The sequence below is a fragment of the Corynebacterium aurimucosum ATCC 700975 genome (genome assembly GCF_000022905.1).
In the GTDB taxonomy this organism is placed as follows: Bacteria; Actinomycetota; Actinomycetes; order Mycobacteriales; family Mycobacteriaceae; genus Corynebacterium; species Corynebacterium aurimucosum_F.
In genome coordinates this window covers 721,107-741,193 of record NC_012590.1, presented here as the reverse complement: position 1 = coordinate 741,193, position 20,087 = coordinate 721,107, and the positions used below count along the sequence as shown (strand labels likewise).

20 protein-coding genes are annotated in these 20,087 nt (G+C 61.9%); 4 read left to right on the top strand and 16 right to left on the bottom strand.

Annotated features, from left to right (window positions below):
- Positions 1 to 67: 67 nt before the first annotated feature.
- The 6 genes from CAURI_RS03590 to CAURI_RS03565 form a co-directional block, all read right to left on the bottom strand.
- Positions 68 to 517 (bottom strand): ComF family protein, encoded by a 450-nt coding sequence (locus CAURI_RS03590; RefSeq protein ID WP_241760818.1) that lies wholly within the window; start codon positions 515 to 517, stop codon positions 68 to 70.
- A gap of 252 nt (positions 518 to 769) precedes the next feature.
- The gene (gene lpqB / locus CAURI_RS03585; protein WP_010189190.1) at positions 770 to 2,479 is read right to left on the bottom strand and encodes an MtrAB system accessory lipoprotein LpqB; all 1,710 of its coding nucleotides are present in this window, start codon (positions 2,477 to 2,479) and stop codon (positions 770 to 772) included.
- Positions 2,476 to 4,149 (bottom strand): MtrAB system histidine kinase MtrB, encoded by a 1,674-nt coding sequence (gene mtrB / locus CAURI_RS03580; protein WP_029158934.1) that lies wholly within the window; start codon positions 4,147 to 4,149, stop codon positions 2,476 to 2,478. The genes lpqB and mtrB overlap by 4 nt, the downstream gene beginning before the upstream one ends.
- A gap of 69 nt (positions 4,150 to 4,218) precedes the next feature.
- The gene (gene mtrA / locus CAURI_RS03575; RefSeq protein ID WP_010189192.1) at positions 4,219 to 4,905 is read right to left on the bottom strand and encodes an MtrAB system response regulator MtrA; all 687 of its coding nucleotides are present in this window, start codon (positions 4,903 to 4,905) and stop codon (positions 4,219 to 4,221) included.
- Position 4,906: 1 nt separating this feature from the next.
- Positions 4,907 to 5,527: a dTMP kinase gene (locus CAURI_RS03570; RefSeq protein ID WP_010189194.1), complete on the bottom strand. Its 621-nt coding sequence runs from the start codon at positions 5,525 to 5,527 to the stop codon at positions 4,907 to 4,909.
- 44 nt (positions 5,528 to 5,571) lie between these two features.
- Positions 5,572 to 5,925, bottom strand: coding sequence for a DUF4259 domain-containing protein (locus tag CAURI_RS03565; RefSeq protein ID WP_010189196.1), 354 nt, complete (start codon positions 5,923 to 5,925; stop codon positions 5,572 to 5,574).
- 369 nt (positions 5,926 to 6,294) lie between these two features.
- Here CAURI_RS03565 and CAURI_RS03560 point away from each other — a divergent pair, with 369 nt between their 5' ends.
- A complete protein-coding gene (locus CAURI_RS03560) occupies positions 6,295 to 7,245 on the top strand; it encodes a DNA-directed RNA polymerase II (RefSeq protein WP_010189198.1) in 951 nt (316 codons plus the stop codon).
- 77 nt (positions 7,246 to 7,322) lie between these two features.
- Here the strand turns inward: CAURI_RS03560 and manA are convergent, their stop codons facing one another.
- Both manA and CAURI_RS03550 read right to left on the bottom strand, forming a co-directional pair.
- The gene (gene manA, locus CAURI_RS03555) at positions 7,323 to 8,552 is read right to left on the bottom strand and encodes a mannose-6-phosphate isomerase, class I (RefSeq protein WP_010189199.1); all 1,230 of its coding nucleotides are present in this window, start codon (positions 8,550 to 8,552) and stop codon (positions 7,323 to 7,325) included.
- Positions 8,553 to 8,561: 9 nt separating this feature from the next.
- Positions 8,562 to 9,515: a hypothetical protein gene (locus CAURI_RS03550; protein WP_010189201.1), complete on the bottom strand. Its 954-nt coding sequence runs from the start codon at positions 9,513 to 9,515 to the stop codon at positions 8,562 to 8,564.
- 29 nt (positions 9,516 to 9,544) lie between these two features.
- Here CAURI_RS03550 and cobA point away from each other — a divergent pair, with 29 nt between their 5' ends.
- Positions 9,545 to 10,273, top strand: coding sequence for a uroporphyrinogen-III C-methyltransferase (cobA, locus tag CAURI_RS03545; protein WP_010189203.1), 729 nt, complete (start codon positions 9,545 to 9,547; stop codon positions 10,271 to 10,273).
- Positions 10,274 to 10,282: 9 nt separating this feature from the next.
- On the opposite strand, the gene CAURI_RS03540 is transcribed toward cobA, so the two are convergent.
- Genes CAURI_RS03540 through CAURI_RS03525 form a run of 4 tightly spaced genes read right to left on the bottom strand, consistent with a single transcriptional unit; the run spans position 10,283 to position 13,896 of the window.
- A complete protein-coding gene (locus CAURI_RS03540; protein ID WP_010189205.1) occupies positions 10,283 to 11,278 on the bottom strand; it encodes a sulfite exporter TauE/SafE family protein in 996 nt (331 codons plus the stop codon).
- Complete coding sequence (locus tag CAURI_RS03535) at positions 11,271 to 11,963, bottom strand: sirohydrochlorin chelatase (RefSeq protein WP_010189206.1); 693 nt, start codon at positions 11,961 to 11,963, stop codon at positions 11,271 to 11,273. Before CAURI_RS03535 ends, CAURI_RS03540 begins: the two co-directional genes overlap by 8 nt.
- 11 nt (positions 11,964 to 11,974) lie before the next feature.
- A complete protein-coding gene (locus CAURI_RS03530) occupies positions 11,975 to 12,229 on the bottom strand; it encodes a hypothetical protein (protein ID WP_010189207.1) in 255 nt (84 codons plus the stop codon).
- A complete protein-coding gene (locus CAURI_RS03525) occupies positions 12,226 to 13,896 on the bottom strand; it encodes a nitrite/sulfite reductase (RefSeq protein ID WP_010189208.1) in 1,671 nt (556 codons plus the stop codon). The genes CAURI_RS03530 and CAURI_RS03525 overlap by 4 nt, the downstream gene beginning before the upstream one ends.
- Before the next feature lie 229 nt (positions 13,897 to 14,125).
- On the opposite strand from CAURI_RS03525, the gene CAURI_RS03520 reads away from it, so the two are divergent.
- Complete coding sequence (locus tag CAURI_RS03520; RefSeq protein WP_012714897.1) at positions 14,126 to 15,478, top strand: FAD-dependent oxidoreductase; 1,353 nt, start codon at positions 14,126 to 14,128, stop codon at positions 15,476 to 15,478.
- A gap of 197 nt (positions 15,479 to 15,675) precedes the next feature.
- On the opposite strand, the gene CAURI_RS03515 is transcribed toward CAURI_RS03520, so the two are convergent.
- Positions 15,676 to 17,043 (bottom strand): phosphomannomutase/phosphoglucomutase, encoded by a 1,368-nt coding sequence (locus CAURI_RS03515; protein ID WP_010189210.1) that lies wholly within the window; start codon positions 17,041 to 17,043, stop codon positions 15,676 to 15,678.
- A gap of 67 nt (positions 17,044 to 17,110) precedes the next feature.
- Positions 17,111 to 17,554 (bottom strand): DUF3499 domain-containing protein, encoded by a 444-nt coding sequence (locus CAURI_RS03510; RefSeq protein WP_012714896.1) that lies wholly within the window; start codon positions 17,552 to 17,554, stop codon positions 17,111 to 17,113.
- 93 nt (positions 17,555 to 17,647) lie between these two features.
- Here CAURI_RS03510 and CAURI_RS03505 point away from each other — a divergent pair, with 93 nt between their 5' ends.
- Positions 17,648 to 18,118, top strand: a complete 471-nt coding sequence (locus CAURI_RS03505) for a metallopeptidase family protein (RefSeq protein WP_010189212.1) — start codon at positions 17,648 to 17,650, stop codon at positions 18,116 to 18,118.
- Positions 18,119 to 18,201: 83 nt separating this feature from the next.
- On the opposite strand, the gene CAURI_RS03500 is transcribed toward CAURI_RS03505, so the two are convergent.
- Both CAURI_RS03500 and manB read right to left on the bottom strand, forming a co-directional pair.
- The gene (locus CAURI_RS03500) at positions 18,202 to 18,450 is read right to left on the bottom strand and encodes a WhiB family transcriptional regulator (RefSeq protein ID WP_005528147.1); all 249 of its coding nucleotides are present in this window, start codon (positions 18,448 to 18,450) and stop codon (positions 18,202 to 18,204) included.
- A gap of 534 nt (positions 18,451 to 18,984) precedes the next feature.
- Positions 18,985 to 20,079 (bottom strand): mannose-1-phosphate guanylyltransferase, encoded by a 1,095-nt coding sequence (gene manB, locus CAURI_RS03495; protein WP_010189217.1) that lies wholly within the window; start codon positions 20,077 to 20,079, stop codon positions 18,985 to 18,987.
- Between the last annotated feature and the right edge of the window lie 8 nt (positions 20,080 to 20,087).

Genomic DNA, 20,087 nt, shown 5'->3' with positions numbered 1-20,087 from the left:
CATGTTACCACTGGTCATAACCTACACGATGACTGGCCCCTACACTCATGCATGATGATGGCCCGCCCTACGCATCTGCCAGCACAATTGCGCCCGCGACGTCACCCCCGATAGCCCATACACGCGCGGCGCTAGCACGCAGAGTTGCGCCGGTGGTGATGACGTCGTCGACAAGCATCACGTTCTTCCCCACTAGTTCGCGGGCGGCGGGACGCAACAGCACGGCTGTCCGCATGTTATCGGCGCGCTCCACGGCGCTGAGCTCTGATTGATCCGCACTGCTTTCAGCCGTGCTCAGGGCATTAACCACAGCCCAGCCTGGAAGCCTGGCAGCCGCTGCCTGGCACAGCGCGGCAACAGGATCGCCACCGCGGCGACGAGCCGAGGACACGCGCGTCGGCGCCGGCACGAGCAACCCAGTCTCCGGGATATCACCGCGGGCGCGCAAGTAATCGATGCCGGCAGCGAACACCGCCCCGAGGTGAGCACGCACTGCGTGGTGCCCGTGTTCCTTCATGGCGATGATGACACCACGGCGAGTATCGGAATAGGGACCAAGAGCCCATGCCGGAAACCCCAGGGGCCGCGGCCGTTCCACCCGGCGTGGAACCTGCCGCAAGTGTTCCTGGCAGGAAGCGCACAACACCCCGCCCGCAGCTGTTTCTCCCCCGCACCCAGCGCAGGGGCGTGGCAAGAAAAGCTCCACGAGAGCGGCCGTGGCCTCCCCTATCCCCCGATTCTTCGGCATGCGCCCCACTTTAGCGCGACTCTAGCGCGCTATGATGGGTGAGGATCGCACTCCCTGCAGGCCTTCGACTTCACGCCAATACGAGCGTTCAGATCCGCCTGCGGGAAGCTGCAGTAGAGCATGCGCATCGGTGACGTAGTGCGTCGACGGTGAGGAAGCCACCGCCACCACCGGCGCGGTGATATTTCCGGTAGGTAAGGTGGTAGCAGAGGAACCGTCTTGCTCAATACGCCACACGGGCGAATTCGACGCCGAGGTACCCACGAGCAAAGAACCATCCGTCTGCCACTCCACGGACAAGGCCGAGCCGGTCAGCTCTGGACCAACTTGGTGGATGTTGACGATACGCCGCTCGCCCGAGGTCGCGCGGGCCACCACGCCGGTGTAAATGCTGCCGTCGATGATCATGGCGATACGGGCTCCCGTGAGGGACAGTCGAATGACCGAGATCTCTCCCTCCACGTTCTCCAGTGCAGAGGTGTCCACCTCCGCGGTGCTCAGTTCGCCAGTCGCCGGCGAACGCGTCACACGGACTACATGTTTGCCGTCAACAACGGTCCACGCCACCTGGCCGCCCACCTCAAAGGTGGGGCGGGCTAGGGTTTCGCCCTTGACCGAGCCCTTGAGTCCGTGGCCGAGCTCGCCCATCGCCAGCTGCGATTCCTTCTCAGAACGCTTACGCACCGCGGCCACCATCCCCTCATCCGAGATATCGGCGGACTGGATGTCATGGATCTGGCCGGCCATGCCCTGTACCTCGGTGCTACCTTCGCCCTTGACTTCCAGCAGGGAGCCGTCGTTGACGGCGTAGAGCTTGGGCACGGATTGGGCAGCTACCTCTGGGTTAAACTCGGCGAAATCATCGATGGTCATCTCCTCCATGTTGTCAACCAAGGGGCTGCCATCGATGGTGGCGCGAACTGAATTAGTGATCTCCGCATTGTTGAGAGTCCAGACCAACTGGGAGGCAAATTTAAGGCGCTCCTCCTGGCTCATTGCTGACATCCCACTGAATTCATACACACCATCGTTGATGCCTAAGAAAGTGGCATCCTTCGGGATCAAGGTGGAGGTCGCCGGAGCGATATCGGAAGACGGCCCCTGTAGCAGGAGGGTGACCAACTCTGAAGCGATCGAGTCCTTTCCCGAGTAGAGCCACCGACGGTCCGCCACCAGTAGGCGCTGGGTTGTACCGAAGAAGTACAGCGACTGCGGGCGGTAGCGGTTGCGCAGTTCCGTGCGCTCGATCACCGCACCAGTAGGCAGGTCGGTAATGCGCCATTGCCCATTGAACTGGCGCAGGCGGACAGTCGCCTCAAGACGCGAGTTATCCGGGACATAGGCCCCACCATTCGCCAGACGGCCGATAATGTTGCCGCGCACTGAATACTCGAGGGCACCGTCTTCCATGTTTGAGGTCACAAGGTCGATGGAGTCCACGACGAGCACGGTATCCGTGGGATCCCAGGAATTAGCGATTTCGGAGGCAAGGAAGGTGCGGGCAGCAGCGTAGTTGCCAGTGGGAATCGCCACGGCCGAATAGAAGTCACGGACTAAGAGGTCCGGTTCGCTATCGGTGCGGGGCTCCACGACGGCATCGTCTGCCCGCTCATGAGGTTCAAAGGTGCCGATCACCTGGGGATCAGTGTTATGCGGCAAGGTCGAGCACCCGACGAGGGTAGTAAGCGCGACGCAGCTGAGCACTGCGAGTGAGCGGCGGGCCGGAATCATCGCTGGGCCTCCTCGTCGAAATCGGGGACGATGTCTTGATTGAACGGCGCTTCCGCGCCACGCGCTTCGCGCTCCGAGGGCCACACTATCCCGTTATCCGGCTCTGCCTTTACTGCAGGGGCTCCTAGTTCAGTGCTCACGTCGAGCGCGGACTGTTCCTCCGCTTCGACGGGCTTCGGAGCGCCCGGGACCTCGAGGGCAATGGGCTCAGATTCCACCGCTTCCCCCGGGGTGCGTGGCAGGACTAGACGGAAGCGCGAGCCGATGCCGAAGTAGCCGATGGCATCCAGAGTGCCTCCATGGAGCACGGCATCCTCGCGAGCGATGGCCAAGCCTAAGCCGGTTCCGCCTGAGTGGCGCTTGCGCGAGGAATCCGCGCGCCAGAAGCGGTTGAACACCAGCTCCTCCTGACCTTCCTTGAGTCCCACGCCAGAATCGGTGACGGCGATGCCAACGGCATCCTCAGTCGCGCCGATATCCACGGTGACGGGGTTGCCTTCAGAGTGATCAATGGCGTTCGCGAGCAGGTTACGCAAGATGCGCTCGACGCGGCGCGAATCGCATTCCACAGCCACGGGTTCCTCTGGGGCATGAACGATAACCTCCACCCCCAACTCGGCGGCGAGGTGTTCCACCTGGCTCAGTGCGGAGTCCAAACAGGAGCGAATATCAAGGGAGGCCGTGGACAAATCAGCCACGCCTGCATCGTGGCGAGAGATCTCCAAAAGGTCCGCGAGCAAGTCCTCGAAACGGTCCAGCTCCTTGATGAGCAACTCCGCCGAACGTTTGGTGTAGGGGTTGAACTCTTCTGCGTCTTCCGCGATGACATCCGCCGCCATGCGCACCGTCGTCAGCGGCGTGCGTAACTCGTGAGAGACATCGGAAGTGAACTGCCGCTGGAGGTCGCCATATTCCTCCAGCTGGGTAATCTGCTTTGACAGCTTGTCTGCCATGTCATTGAAAGAGGAAGCAAGGCGGCCCATCTCATCATCCGAGTTGACCACCATGCGTTCGCGCAGGTGGCCGGCGGCAAATCGTTGCGCAATGCGGGATGCGGAACGAATCGGAACGATCACCTGCTGGGTGGCCAGCCAGGCAATGCCGACGAGGAGGACCACAACCACCACTCCGGCGGCCGAGAGCAAACCACGCATAAGCGCCATCGTGGATTCCTCGGATTCCATGGACAATACGAGGTAGACCTGGGTATTCGGGATATCACTCTCGATGGGCGTGCCCACCATCAACGCGTTATAAGTCGCCCCCGACTGCTGGTCCACCGTGGCGTATTGCTGGACAACCTGACCGCGGCCGACGAGCTCGCGCATGCCATCGGGAATGCGGTAGCCCTCCGGCGAGGTCGTGGCCGTGCCGTCTGAGTTTTCAACGACGATGACCGGCTCATACACAGCTTGGGCATCGGGTTGCTGCGCCGACATTTGGCCCAAAGCGGCACGCGCAGAGTTGATGCGCACCTGCGTTGAATTTGCTGTGCCCGTGGCGTCGATCTGCTGCTCCACGGCCACGCGGGCGCGGTCGAGCTCCTGTAGTGCGGTGTCTTCCTTCTGGCTCACCAGCTGTTGTGTCAACACCGACACCAGCGCATAAGCCAGGATGATCATGACCACCGTGGAGGCAACCAGCATCATGCCCAAGACGCGCGTCTGCAGGGACGTGCGCCAGCGCTCGACGACGCCATCCCGGGCTCGCCTTAACCAACCAAAAATAGCGGTAGTCCTTTACTCGGCGACTTTTCCAGTCTTGTATCCCACACCGCGTACCGTGAGCACGATGTGCGGATCCTCTGGATCATGCTCGATCTTTGCGCGCAGGCGCTGAACATGCACGTTGACCAGGCGAGTATCGGAAGCGTGGCGGTAGCCCCAGACGGATTCGAGCAACGCCTCGCGGGTGTGCACCTGTCCGGGCTTTCGAGCCATTTCCAGCAGGAGGTCGAACTCCAGCGGGGTCAGCGAGATCTCCTCGCCGCCCTTGCGGGTGACGGTGTGCTCGGGGACGTCGATAAGCAGGTCCCCTACCTCGATAATTTCGCCTGTACCTCCGTCAATCCGGCGCAGGCGCGCACGGATGCGGGCGATGAGCTCTTTCGGCTTGAAGGGCTTGGTGATGTAGTCATCCGCCCCTGATTCGAGGCCAAGGACCACATCGACGGTATCGGTCTTTGCGGTCAGCATCACGATAGGCACCGAGGACTCGGTACGGATGGCACGGCAGATATCAACGCCGTTCATGCCCGGAAGCATGAGATCCAACAGGATCAGATCCGGGTCGTGCTCGCGGAAGGCCGGGATGGCCTCATTACCATCGTTGACGGCAATAGGCTCCAGCCCTTCTGCCTCGAGCACGATGGTAAGCATTTCGGCAATTGCCGGGTCATCATCCACGACCAAGATTTTCGGTGCCACGTTATTGTTCTCCTACAAGCTCCTTGACAGCTTGGATAATCATATCGGCATCCGCGGTGGCGATCCACTGCCCTGCCCACTGCTGCTCCGCCAAGCGGCGGTAGGCAGCCGCCGTGCGTGACTGCAACGCAGCATCGCGTTCATAGCGGTCGCGGTTGCGCCCCTCATCCTCTGCTGCACGGGCCACGGCACGCTGGCCGGCAAGGGCAACGTCGGTATCCAAAAAGATCTGCAGTTGCGGCACCGGCAGGCCGAAGCGCTCGAATTCGAGCTCATAAATCCAATCGACAATGAGCTCTCCTCCCACCCGCGCGGAGGAGTACGCGGCGTTGGAGGCGACATAGCGGTCCAAAATGAGCAGAGAGTCCGTGGATTCAGCGGCGGCGAGGAGCTGCTCCTTGGCGCCCCGCCGATCCAGCGCAAAGAGCGTGGCCATCCCGTAGACCGAATCGGTGAGGTCACCCATACGCCCGTAGAGCGCCTCCTGCGCGAGCTGAGCATGGATGGAGTCTTCGTAGCGTGGGAAGCTTAAGACTTCGACATCGCAGGCTAGTTCTTCCCGCAAGCGCTGGGTGATGGTGTTTTTACCCGCGCCGTCAATTCCTTCAATACTGATCAGCATGCTTGGTGTATCTGGTGCTCGAGCTGTTTCTAGGAAAGCTGCCTCTACGACAGAGCCTCAATGAAGGGCTCGAGGTCATAGTCCTCTTCCACACCTTCGATCAGCTCGAGGGCATTTTCGTTTAGGTTCTCGCTGCCAGAGCCGGCGAGATCCCGGATGAAAGGATAGTCCTCAACGACCTCCCCGGCGCTGAACGGAGCACCTGCCCAGATGGCGGCGATCGTGGCCGCCGCTAGGGCGTTGCGCTGCTCCTCCTCAGTCTGCGCCTCACCTGAGACCGCGAGCGCGCAGGCATCATCGACTGCAGCAACGATCTCTTCATCCTCTAGATCAGCCAGTTCATCCAAGAAGTCGACGTTGGCCTCGTCAGCGAAGATGTCTTCATCCCATGAGCTCATTGTTTTCTCCTTTATGCTCTGGTGAATTAGGGGTTTGTGTTCTTATATCCACGGTTGCCAGTGCGGATTCGCGGGCGGGGCACGCCGCGCAGCCGCTATCTAATCCAATTTCTACCATTCTTTAGGCGCACGTATGCAAGGCTTGGTCCTGCAGACCCGTTTTATTACAGAGCTACCTATTTACCTTTCCTTCCTCGTTCACATCTCTCTCCTTCTACAGCGCTCCGAATACCGGCTTGCATAAGAAATGCATGGGGATTATTGCCCAGCCCATTTACTATCCTCAGTTTCGTGTTATCGTTGTTACCGTCTTGTGACATTTGAGCAGGCTCTTGCGCAGCAATTTGGGTAGGAAGGAGAGCGCCCCGCATGACGAGCACCCCTCGCCGCATTGTGGCTTTCGTCGTGGCAGGCCTCCTGTGTGCCGTCGCCGTTGGCATCGCAGTGTGGCGCATGAGCGCGCCAGATTCCGTGGTCTCCAAGCCCTCCGCCGCCACCGCTGCGTCGAGCGCTCCGGCCACGTCATCTTCGGCAACGCACTCCTACACCACCACGGCCTCCCCGACCTCGACGCGCTCCAAGCAGTCCCAGACTCAGGTGGCCGCACCCGCGGAGGATCCGTACTTGGCACCGAATGCCGTAGTGGACCGCACGGAACCAGCTGCGCCCACGGCTGTCTACCGCCCTGACAATGTCTCCTCGCTGCAGAACCAACAGCCGCAGGTAACGCCGAACACGCAGTACCCACAAGCGCCGCTCAGCACGGCTCCCACTGCGCCGCCGTCCGAGGGTTCCGTTACGACGGCCCCGGAGTCGCCAGCACCGGGCTCTCCTCAGCCAAGCTCAGAGCCGACGCAGCCGCCGACCACGCCGGAATCACCGACCGTCGTTCCGCAGGAAAGCCCAACGGAGGACCACCACGCCAGCCCGCAGTCCTCCGGGCAACCTCAGCCGCAGCCTGGGGAACCCGCTCCCCCGCGATCTGAAGAACCTTCTGACTCCCCTAAATCCTTCAATCCGCGGCCAGCTGGGTTCACCCACGAGGCTCCCGTACCTGATGAGAAGCAGAAGGATCCCGCAGAACCCCGCGAAGCTGGCAAGAAGCCCTGGGAAGGAACCGCCCCACAAGGCGGCAATGGTGTGAAAGCTCCGGGGCGCGAAACCGACACTCACCGAAGCAACGAGGCTCCCACCCCGGCGGCACCGACGGATGATGCCCCCGTTGCCGAGGAGCCTTCTGCAGCAACCCCCACCGCCATTGCTCCAGCTGAAAGCTCCCCCGAGCCAACTGCCAAACCGGCGTTCACCGAGTCCGCTTAGATTCCCCCACAGCTGCCCAGGCGCAAGCAAAGCCTGGGCAGCTCTGCAGTTTTAATGCTTACCGCCCCGCCGCGGGCTTAGACGCGGGCGATGAATACCTCAGTGCCCTCGGCACCGGCACCGCGGACGGTGGCAGCCGGGTCACTGGCAGGGATCCACGCAGCGTGGCCCGCGCTTAAGTTGAGGCTCTCTCCCTCCGCATTGCTCAACGCAGCTGAGCCAGAGGTACACAGCAGAATCATCGGGCCATCGCTGTCGACCTCGACGCTCTCCTCGCCGGAAAGCTCCACACGGTCCAGCAAGAATTCCTCAATCGGTACCGGATATGACCATGCCTTAGCGCCCTGAACATTTCCGGTTTCGGAGGCATCCACCAGGTCCACGCGCGGGTCTTTAGCCGCCTCGTAGGTGAGGACCTTGACCAGTTCAGGAACATCAACGAACTTCGGGGTCAAGCCGCCGCGCAGCACGTTATCTGAGTTGGCCATGATCTCCACGCCTAAGCCGGAGACATAGGCATGCAGCTGCCCGGCGTCGAGGTAAATCGCCTCACCCGGCTGCAAAATAATGTGGTTGAGTAGAAGCGCTCCCAGAACGCCGATATCACCCGGGTACTGTTCATTGAGCTTGGCCACGGTACCCATCACGGTGGCCATCCACGGCTCACCTGCCTGGGTGTTGCGCAGGCGCTCGCCCGCCGCTACCACCGCGCTGATTAGCTCCTTGCGCTTGGCACCCGGGATCGTAATCCACGTGGTAAACAGCGCGCGGAGGCTGTCGCCTTCAGCGGCGGGATCGGTGTCGAGCATGCCCTCGTAGTGAGCCAGCTCTTCGCATTCCAAGGCCGCAAACAGGCTGCGGGTCTGCGCTAGGGGGCGGAATCCCGCCATGGCGTAGAACTCCGTGAGCGCCACGATGAGCTCCGGTTTGTGGTTGTCATCCTTGTAGTTGCGGTTTGACGCCGTGAGGTCGATTCCCGCCGCGTTCTCGCGGGCGAAGCCTTCCTCGGCCTGCTGCTTCGAAGGGTGTGCCTGCAGCGACAGCGGCTCGGCGGCCGCCAGAATCTTCAGCAAGAAGGGCAGGCCGGCGCCGTACTTGTCAGCCACCCGCTGCCCCAGCTGCCCTTGGGGGTCGGCCGCGATGATCTCATCCAGCTTCTCCTCCCCAATCGTTGAAGGGTCAGCCGGATGCGCACCGAACCACAGCTCTGCTACCGGGCTGTGGGCTTCCGGCTCGCCGAGCAGCGTCGGGATAAGCGTGCGCGAACCCCACGAATAATTGCGGGCAGCGCTGGTGAGCAACTTCATTGAAATCCTCTATTTCACGTCGTAGGCGGTCGCGGCATAACTGCGCGTAATCAGCTGCAGCGCGCGGGCCAATTCCCCACAGGAGGTGTCGGCGCTCGCCGCTGCGAAAGAGTGGGGAAGGTTCGCCTCTTCCTGTCCCCATAAAACAATTCTCAAGGGTACCAAAGGCTCTTCCGCTTCAAACGGGTCATAGAAGATGTCAGTCGGGTCTGTCTGCAGAATCGGCCCTAAGCCTTCCGCATCAACAACGGTCCCTCCCAGCCCGTGGGCTGCCCACAGCGCACCAGCCATGCGGGCAACAAGCGCGCCGAGGTGCACGCGCGTGCGCTCCTCCGACAGCGCATAAGGATCGGGCCCACAGCTGTGGATGACTCGTCCGCCCTCTACGAATTCACGTAATGCGCGCCCAGGGTTCGTCGTGGAATCGCGCCGCGGGGACAGCGCTTCCAGCTCGCGGTCCACGGCATCGGCGATGTCTTCCAGCCGGCGGGAGACCAGCACTGGGTCTTCGCTCAACACCGCGTACACCGCGTGCACAGCTGTAATCACGCGCACCGGGGAGACCCCTTCGGCAGTGGGCAAAGTGTCTATAACGATGGTGTCTTCGGGAGCATCCTCGATCTCATTGAGAAGGACTGTCGTGGCACCCCGGCGCGCAGCAGTATGCAGCGCGCGCTCCGCCCACGGGCTATCCCCCGCCACCACCACAACATCGAGTGCACCAGTAAAGCGCGGCAGTGATTCGCTGACCATGATGGGGACTTCAGCGGGTTCTCCTAGGCCCACAGCAACGTAAGCGGCAGCGCGGGAAACTTGGTCCGCCGCGAGGACGACGACGCTGCGCGGGCGCAGTCCGCCAAGCACGCGAGCAAGCTCCGGCACGGATGCAGCCACCACGCGCGCCTGGGCGCCTTCGTGGGCGATGTCAAAGAAGCCCACGGTTTCGGGGTCATAGGAAGTCATAGGCCCGAGCATAGCTAGGATTAGTCGCCATGAGCATTCATCCGGTAGTCCTTGTCGGCGGCGGCCCTGGCGCGTGGGATCTGATCACCGTGCGTGGCATGCGGGCGCTGCAGGATGCTGAGGTCATCGTGGCAGATCACCTCGGCCCCACCGCCCAGCTGGATAAGCTGTGCGATATTGACGCCAAGGAGCTTATCGACGTCTCCAAGATCCCCTACCGCGCCCAGGTGGCCCAGGAGCGCATCAACGAGATTTTGGTTGACAACGCCCGCCAGGGGCGCCGCGTGGTCCGCCTCAAAGGTGGGGACCCTTATGTGTTTGGGCGTGGTTTCGAAGAACTCACTGCACTCACTGCGGCAGGCATCCCGGTGGAAGTCGTCCCCGGGGTGACTTCGGCGGTCGCGGTGCCCGCACTGGCGGGGACGCCGGTGACGCACCGCGGCGTCGTCCATGCCTTCACGGTGGTCTCCGGACACCTGCCGCCAGGCCATCCCAAGTCTTTGGTGGATTGGACAGCACTGGCGCAATCTGGGGCTACGTTGTCCGTCATCATGGGTGTCAAGAACGCGGCCGCCATCGCCGCCGCACTGATCGACGCCTCCCTCTCCCCCCACACCCCCGTGCGCATCATTCAGGAAGGCTCCCTCGATGGTGAGCGAGCATTCCAGTGCGAGCTTGCTGAGCTAGGGACCACGATGGAAGAGAACTCGGTGGCACCCCCAGCGGTCATCGTCATCGGTGAGGTTGCCGGGCTCTAGCCCCGAGTTCTAGTCAACTCTGACGCGCTCTTCCTCCGATTCCGCGGAGCTGCCTGCATGGGCGCCCTCGCGGCCAGTCGGCTCCGTCGTTTCAACGACACGGCTGCCAGTGCGCTGCTGCGAAGTGCTATCCCCTTCCTCGCCCTGCGCGGATCGAGCCCGGCGTTGGTTCGCCCATACCGTGAGAGCAACTCCGAGGACCAGCGCAGCGACCTGCAGCAGAAGGATCTGCTGCTGCGCTAGCGCCCACCCTAGTGCCTTAGGAATGTTGAGCGTCACGATAGCTGTGCCCACGAAGCCTCCAAGGAGCGTAGGGTTGATGCGCGAGATGAGCCAGGCTGCAATCGGTGCGGTGATCACCCCGCCGATGAGCAACGCCACGACCGCCGCGGCATTAGCCACGATCTCCTCCCAGAGGCCAACGATGAAGCCCGCCGTGGCACCAAAAGTGACGAGGAATTCTGCGGTGTTGACAGTGCCGACAATGCGCCGCGGCTGCTCACGGCCGACCGTCATGAGCGTCGAGGTGGAAATCGGGCCCCAGCCACCGCCGCCCGAAGCATCGACAAAGCCTCCCACCACGCCAAGCCCCGCGAGGAAGGGAGTGGAGTGCTGTCGAGTCTCCTGCGATGTGCTGCTCCGTGGGCGCGAGAAGCGCCAGACGAGGTTGATGCCTAGGACTAAGAGAATCGCGGAGGTCACGGGTTCGGCGGCCTCGAGCGAGAGATTAGACAGAATCGTCGCTCCGATGAAGGCCGACAGGCCTCCCGGCACACCGAGCTTGAGCACCGTGGGCCAATGCACGTTGCCAAAACGCCAGTGGCTAATTCCGGAGACCAAGGTGGTGCCTAGCTCCGATGTGTGCACCACGGCGGAGGCCGTCGCGGGCCCCAATCCCGCCAGTAGCAGGATGGTGGTGGAGGTAACGCCGAAGCCCATGCCAATGCCGCCGTCGACAAGCTGCGCGGCGGCACCCGCGATCGCGATGAGAATGAGGCTACGCACGGGCCACCTCCGAATATCGGTGGGAAACAATGCCGGCGAGCGCCTTACCCAGCGGAGGGAGAACCTGCCGGGGCTCCCTGCCGCCGTGCTCCGCCTCCTCGTCGAGGCGATCTAAAAGCAGGCCGGGGCTCACAAAGAGTGGCACGACGACCTCCTGATTGCCATCTGGCTCAACGGGCTGGCGCTCACCGCGCGTGGCGTAGGCAACCTTCGCCGTGCAACCGGCCAGCTCGCCGACGCGTCGCGCTAGATCAGCGACAGCGGCGTTGGCACGCTCATCGGAGGAGCCGACAGAATAGAGGACAACGGTATCTGTTCCCTCTGGAACTCGCTCTGCCAGCAGACGCGCCATGTCCTCGCCGGTACCGAGTCCACGGGCTTGATGAAGGCGCACTCCGGACGCCGCAGAAGCCTGGGCCAAAGCCTCAGGAACGTCGATGCGCTGGTGGTAGCCCTCAGTAAAAAGCAAAGGCACAACGACCGCCTCACGTATTCCTTGCGCTGCTAGGCAGCGCGCCGCCTCATCGAGTGGCGGGTCATTGAATTCTAAGTGTGCGGCGGTGGCCAGCACACCAGCAAGCTCACCAGCGGCATGGGTCAGCGCCATAACGTTTGCTGCAGCTTCGGGGTGGCGTGAGCCGTGTGACAGGGTTAGTAATGCAGTGGTAGCGGTCGGGGCGGTCATGGTGGGTTTCCTTAATCCTGAGTTTTCGCGGTGGAATGGCCGCGGCGAGCGAGAGAGCGCTGCAGCGCCTCCGCGGAGGAGACCGCCGGCGCGGGCGCTACTGGGGCATCGTCTTGGCCGTGGAAGCGTACGGAAAAGATGCGGAGGCATTCTTCGCACTTCCAGGCAAAATCATCTTCCTCATCTGGAAATAGGTTTGTCCCAGCGCAGTAGGGGCAAAAAGCTGGGTGGTTACGGTTCGGGTTAGGCTGACGGCGGAAATTCACTGCAGGTCCTCCTCGTCCGCGCGCAGGACCCAGTGGCGGAACTGCTCGCCGTCTTCGCGCTGCTCCTTATACCTGTTGACCAAGCGAATGACATAGTCCGGAACCTCATCCGCCACCACCTTGTGTCCGCGCAGCTTGCGACCCCAGTCCGGGGAGAGACCGAGAGCGCCGCCAAGGTGGACCTGGAAACCTTCGACGCGGTTGCCGTCAGCATCAGTGACAATCTGTCCCTTGAGGCCAATATCCGATACCTGCGAGCGCGCGCAGGCATTGGGGCAGCCGTTGAGGGCGATGGACACCGGGACGTCGAGGTCACCGAGGGTATCTTCCAGGATGTCGACGAGCTCGATGGCGCGGGCCTTGGTGGTCACGTGCGCGAGCTTACAAAATTCCAGGCCGGTGCAGGAGATGACGCCGCGACGGAATTCCGAGGGCTGGGAGTACAGGCCCGTCTCATCCAGGGCGCGCGACAGCGCAGGGATGTCCTCTTCTTCCACGTCGAGGAAGAGCAGCTCCTTCATCGGCGTCGTACGGATGCGGCTGATGCCGAACTTCTCGGCCACGTCCGCAATGGCGATGAGCTGCTCGCCGGTGGCATGCCCGACGGTGGGCTTGACGCCCACGTAAAACTTTCCGTCCTGCTGGCGGTGCACGCCGAGATGGTCGCGGTTGCCGGGAGCGACGGGAAGCGGGAGGCCGTCGAGAAGCGGCGCGTCGAGGTATTCCTCTTCCAGTACCTTTCGGAATTTCTCAATGCCCCACTGCGCCACCAGGAACTTCAGGCGCGCACGGTTGCGGTTGCGGCGGAAGCCATAGTCGCGGAAGATGCGTGCGACTCCAGCCCACACCTCTGGGACGCGCTCGAGCGGGATCCACGCGCCGAGGGATTGCGAGAGCATCGGGTTGGTGGACAGACCTCCGCCCACGAAGCAATCGAAACCCGGGCCATATTCGGGATGCTCCGTACCAACGAAGGCGACATCCTGGATCTCGTGGGTCACGTCCTGACGCACATTGCCGGAGATGGCGGACTTGAACTTGCGCGGAAGGTTATGGAATTCATCGCGCAGGAGGTAGTCATTCTTGATCTCCTCGATGGCCGGGGTGGCGTCGATAATTTCGTCAGCAGCCACTCCCGCTACCGGTGAGCCCAGGATGACACGGGGGACGTCGCCGCAGCCCAGTAGAGTATCTAGCCCCACGGAGCGCAGCTTCTCCCAGATGGCGGGGACATCTTCAATCTGAATCCAATGCAGCTGGATGTTCTGGCGGTCCGTAAAGTCCGCGGTAGAACGCGCATAATCGCGCGAAATCTCTCCCACCGCGCGCAGCTTAGCGGGATCCGCGCGGCCTCCGTCGAAGCGCACGCGCATCATGAAGTATTCATCCTGCAGCTCGGCGTTGCTGAGCTTGGAGGTCATCTCACCGCCCAGGTTCTGGTTGCGCTGGGTATACAGGCCCAACCACTTGAAACGTGGGGCAAGGTCCTCTGCGGGAATCGAGCAAAATCCCTGTTTGGAGTAGATATCGATAACGCGCTGGCGCACTGCTAGGGCATCGTCGGCCTGCTTGATCTTCTCGTCGGAGTTCAGCGGCGCGGTGCCATCAATCTTCCACTGGCCTTCTGGCTTCTTTGCGCGGGCTGGTCGCTTCGTCGCGGTGGTCATAATCTGCTGCCTTTCGTCGGTTAGTGAAAACCTACCGGTCTAGCTAAAACAGACAAAGCAGTCTTTTTTATTTCCTCTCAAATATGCAAAGCACGCTGGGTTTATGCCACAATGTTCTCCGAATGTAATTAGGCCCAGTTGCCCTACAGCAGACAAGCCGGTTCAATGAAACCCACGCTTGTTTAGACCTAAGCTTTCGTTAGTTACTACAACATTCCGAAAGGCCATCATGACCCAGCAGCCCCTGAAAGTAGCCGTCATCGGCGCCGGCCCAGCCGGCATCTACGCCTCCGACATCCTGGTGAAGAAAACCGGCGGCAACGTTCAGATCGATCTCATCGAGCAGATGCCTGCCCCCTTCGGGCTCATCCGCTACGGCGTGGCTCCGGACCACCCGCGCATTAAGGGAATCATCAACTCCCTGCACCGTGTGCTCGACACCGAGCAGATTCGCCTCCTGTCCAACATCAACGTGGGCCGCGATGTCACCGTCTCCGAGCTCGAGGAGTACTACGACGCCATCGTCTTCGCCACCGGCGCCGTCGGCGACCTAGGCATGCAGATCCCCGGCTCTGACCTCGAAGGAATTCATGGCGCCGGCGAGTTCGTTGGCTTCTACGACGGCAACCCTCGTTTCGAGCGCTCCTGGGATCTTTCCGCTACCGACGTCGCGGTGATCGGCGTGGGTAACGTGGGCCTGGACGTGGCCCGCATCCTGGCCAAGACCGGCGATGAACTCAAGGAATCTACCGAGATTCCTGACAACGTCTACGAGTCCCTGGCCAAGAACCAGGCCACCACCGTCCGCGTCTTCGGCCGCCGCGGTCCGGCGCAGGCCAAGTTCACCCCGCTGGAGCTCAAGGAGCTCGACCACTCCCCGACCATCAACGTGGTGGTGGACCCAGAGGACATCGACTACGACGAGGCCTCCCTCAAAGCCCGTGAAGAGGCCAAGTCCTGCGACCTGGTGTGCCAGACTCTGGAAGGCTACGCCATCCGCGAGCCCAAGGATGCCCCGCACACCCTGCAGATTCACCTCTTCGAGCAGCCGGTGGAGTTCATCGGTGAAAACGGCAAGGTTACCGCCGTGAAGACCGAGCGCACCGCACTCAACGGCGATGGCTCCGTCTCCGGCACCGGCAAGTTCACCGAGTGGCCGGCCCAGGCCGTCTACCTGGCCGTGGGCTACCGCTCTGATGCCATCGAGGGCGTGCCCTTCAATAAGCAGAAGAACGTCATCAATAACGACGGCGGCCACGTCGTTGACCTCGACGGTGAGGTCGTGCCGGGCCTCTACACCACCGGCTGGATTAAGCGCGGTCCGGTGGGCCTTATCGGCAACACCAAGTCCGATGCCACGGAGACCATCGGCATGCTGCTTGCCGACGCCGAAGCAGGCAACCTCTCCCACTCCCGCGAGGAGGACATCGTCGAGCTCTTCGAGTCCAAGGGCCTGGAGCACCTGACCTGGGAGGGCTGGAAGAAGCTCGACGCCGCCGAGCGCGCACTGGGTGAGGCCGAGGGCCGCGAGCGCAAGAAGTTCGTCGAGTGGGAAGAGATGGTCAACCACTCGCGCGGCTAGTCCGCTGTTTCAAGGCGGGGCCCCATGGCCCAGCCCCTCAGCCCAGCCTCCACGGCCAAGCTGGGTCTTCCCCAACTACAACTGCCCTATCTGACGAAGTTATCGCTCCCGCCGCAATGAACGCGGGGGAAATCGTCAGATAGGGCAGTTTTCACCTCAAGTCTCAAGGCCTTCGTGTGAAGGCACATGCCTTCACGCTAGGCGCGGATGATGGCAAGCACCTCGTCGACGATGGCCTGCACCTCTTCGGCAGTTTTGGCCTCAACGTTGAGGCGCAGCAGCGGCTCGGTGTTAGAGGCGCGAACGTTGAACCACGCATCGGTGCCCTTCAGCTGTACGGTCACGCCATCGAGCTCGTCGACGGACTCAATCTTGTCCGCCAGCTCATCCAACACGCGCTGCGTCGTAGCCTTCTGGTCATCCACAGTGGAGTTGATCTCACCCGAAGCCTCGTAGCGCGAGTACTGCGCCATAAGCTCACTCAGCGGCTTGTCCTGCTCACCCAGAGCAGCCAGCACATGCATGGCCGCGAGCATGCCAGAGTCCGCATTCCAGAACTCCTGGAAGTAGTAGTGCGCGGAGTGCTCGCCGCCAAAGACCGCCTTCTCCTTAGCCATCTGAGCCTTGATGAAGGAATGGCCCACGCGGGTACGAACGGCCTTGCCGCCCTTTTCCGCGATGAGCTCCGGAACAGTCTTCGACGTAATCAGGTTATGAATCACCGTGGAACCCGGGAACTTGTCCAGGTAGCGCTCCGCCACCAGCGCACAAATAGCGGAAGGCGGCACCGGCTGGCCCTTCTCATCCACCACGAAGCAGCGATCCGCATCACCGTCGAAGGCAAGGCCGATATCCGCCTTCTGCTCAACGGTGAACTTCTGCAGGTCCACCAGGTTCTTCGGATCCAGCGGGTTGGCCTCGTGGTTAGGGAAGGTACCGTCCAGCTCAAAGTAGAGATCACGGACGTCGAAAGGCAGGCCTTCGAACACTGCCGGGACGGTGTGCCCACCCATGCCGTTCGCGGCGTCGACAGCCACGACCAGTGGGCGGGAGTTCTCCAGCGGCACCAGGCCGCGCAGGAATGCCGCATAGTCCGGCAGAACCTCGCGCTCGGTCACGGTGCCCGGCTCGCCATCGAAAGCCGGGGTGCCGTCAATCAGCATGTCCTTGATCTGCTCCAGACCGGTCTCCTGTCCCACCGGAACAGCACCCGCGCGGCACAGCTTGATGCCGTTGTACTTGGCCGGGTTGTGAGAGGCGGTGAACATAGCGCCCGCACAATTCAGGTGGCCGGCAGCGAAATACAGCTCATCGGTCGAGGTCAAGCCGAGCTGAATGACGTTGAGACCCTGCGCAGCAGCGCCCTCCGCAAAAGCAGCGGCCAGCGACGGGGAGGATGGACGCATGTCATGGCCCACCGCCACGGTGGTCTCCCCTTCCCCGCGAAGGATGGCGGCGTAGGCCGCACCAGTATCGCGCACGAGGTTTTCGTCGATGTCTTCGCCCACAACACCACGGACGTCATAGGCCTTGATCACTGCATTGAGCTGTTCACGAGTTCGCATAGCCCACAAGCATACCCCCGTCGGACGGACCAGTCAGTGTCCGACGGGCTAGAAAGCGCCCGAGTGGCTACTCTGCGTCCGGAACCACGGTCAGGTGCGCGCGGCGACGCTGGCGGGCATCATGCACTCGGCGAGTCCGGAACACAGGGTGGTTTGAGTTACGCGGATCAGCACCGTCGAAGGTGGCGGAATAGTCAATAGGATCGGCACCGGATCCAGCAGTGGAATCATCCACCAAGCCAGTGGTCACGCGCCCGGCCTCCCGGACGGCTTCGGCGAGCGCTGTGAGGTCGTCATCCTCATCAAGCTCAATGCGGTCAACACGCACCATCTCCCAGCCCTGCGGGGCGGTGATGCGGGCGCTGTGCTTTTCGCACAGGTCCCAGGCGTGGGGATCGGTTTCTTCGGAGAGCGGGCCCACGACGGCGGTTTGCTGCGCGTAGGCGTAGGTCAACGTCGCCACGGCGGGACGGCCGCAGCCGGGGCGGGAGCAATGGCGAGAGCTATTCACGGGCCCAAGTCTAAACCCTAACTTGAGATTTAGATAGTCCAGCGCGGCGCGTCCCGCCGCAAGCCCTGTTCCGGGCCGCTTAAACTAAGCCGCATGAGCACGCCCCGCCCGCATATTCGCCCGGCCCGCCACCGCCATGGCCGCGGTGCACGCGGGCCTCTACTCCCCCACAACACGCCGCGCTACCGCAGCAGCGCTGAGCGCTTCGACATGGCCGTATTGGAAGCCTACGCCCCCATCCACAATGCCTTCGCGGAACAGCTCACGGGGCTCGATCTCGCGGTCGATACCGTGCCCCGAATGCGCCTATCCGTGGATATGACGGTGATGCCGGATGAAGTTATTGCCGATGGCCCGGTTCCACTCGGACGCATTGTCCCCGCAGGTGTCGATTCCGACGGGCAGCCCACACGCGCACGCTTGGTCATCTTCCGCATGCCCGTGGAGGAGCGCGTGCATTCCGCCCAAGAGCGCGAAGAGCTACTGTCCACAGTGCTCACCGCGCTGGTGGCGAACTATCTCAACGTCGATCCAGGGGATATCGATCCGCGCTTCACCTGGTAAAACCACTACTCCCCTTGCCATTAAGCTCTAAGCCCAACAACAAAGGGGAGGTAATGGTTATACGCTCATGGTTTCGCTACGCTTTAACCAATTTCACGCTTGAGGCGGCGACGCTCACGGTCCGAAAGCCCGCCCCAGATTCCGAAGCGCTCATCATGCTCCAGGGCATACTCGAGGCATTCATCACGCACCGCGCAGGCCTGGCAGATGCGCTTAGCTTCGCGGGTAGATCCTCCCTTTTCGGGAAAGAATGCTTCCGGATCCGTTTGGGCGCACAGCGCCTGGTCTTGCCACTCCTGCTCGACGGCACCAAAGAGTTCATCGAGCGACATCTCTGCAGCAGCACCGCCACGGAGAATAGCGCCGTTATTCGTTGTATTGTCCACGCTGCTTCCTTTCTCCGAGGTCGTTTCTCTCTTAATTCGGTGGCACCGACCCTACACCGAAAAGACTTCTCGGTGCCGCGCCCGCCGTGCCGTTGATTACACTGATGTCATTTCACACCGAATCACTAAATATCGTCAACCTGTCGCGGGAGATTTTTCAGCCGCTCCAGCGAAAACGCTGTACAGAGTCCCCAACTTTCACATCAGTCACAGATCTCCTAGCTGGGGGGTGATCGCCGGGGGTACTACATATAGTGCCCGCCACCTACCCTGTGAACAATTCCAAGGTTTCTTCGGCGTGTCGCCACCCAGTCCGGCAAAACACATGGATCTCATTCGCACCACGAAAACCACGAGTTACTGCCACGTGTATCGCTTAGCCTTCGGCGTCGTTACTAGGACACAAGAAAAGGAAAGCGCCGAGAGACACCCCTGCTCCCCCGCGCTTTCCTATCTCGTTACTCCGCTGCGCTGCAGCGCTTAGGCGTCGGAACTAAAACGCACGCCCGCGTCCGGAATGCTCACGCCCGGAAAGACGCGCATGCCACCCTGCAGCTCACAGCGCGCACCAATGATTGCACCCTCGCCAATAACGCAGTTATCGATGTGCGCATTCGCACCGATGTGGGCACCCGAGGCAATGATGGAGTTGTTGATGATGGCACCCGGCTCAATGGTCGCACCATCGAAGACCACCGTGCCATCCAAACGCGAACCCGCCCCAATGACGGAACCGCGGCCCACCGCCGTACCGGACAGAAGGAGCACACCACCGGCAATACCCGCAGACTCATCCACCACGGACTCACCCGTGCGGCCGACCAACAGCGGCGAATGCGCAATACCACGCACCAGATCAGAAGAACCGCGGACGAAATCATCCGGACGGCCCATATCGCGCCAGTAGGAATTATCCACGTGTCCGACCACAAGGCGGCCCGACTCCAGCAGCTGCGGGAAAGTCTCGCGCTCCACGGAAACCACACGGCCAGCCGGAATGGTCTCAATAACATCCTTCTTGAACACGTAGCAGCCAGCGTTAATCTGGTTCGTCGGCGGATCCTCGGTCTTCTCCAAAAAGGCCGTCACCCGGCCTTCAGAATCCGTCGGAACGCAACCAAAGGCGCGGGGATCAGCAACGTTGAGCAGGTGCATCGTCACGTCCGCGTCCTTGGAGTGGTGCGTATCGAGAATGCCGTTGAGATCCATTCCGGACAAAACGTCACCGTTGAACACCATGACCGTATCCTGGCGCAGCTTGTCATAGACATTGCGGATACCGCCACCAGTGCCCAGAGCGGTCTCCTCCACCACGTACTCAATCTCCAGGCCCAGCTCGGAGCCGTCCCCGAAGTACTCCTCGAAGACCTCTGCCTTGTAGGAAGTAGAGAGCACCACGTGCTCGATTCCTGCTTCCTTGATACGCGCAAGCAGGTGCTGCAGGAATGGGTAGTTGGCCGTGGGCAACATCGGCTTCGGCGTGCCAATCGTCAGCGGGCGCAGACGAGTGCCGCGACCTCCCACCAGAATGACGGCATCGGCCGTCGATCCCCACTGGGGCGCTGATTCAGTCATATCGTTCC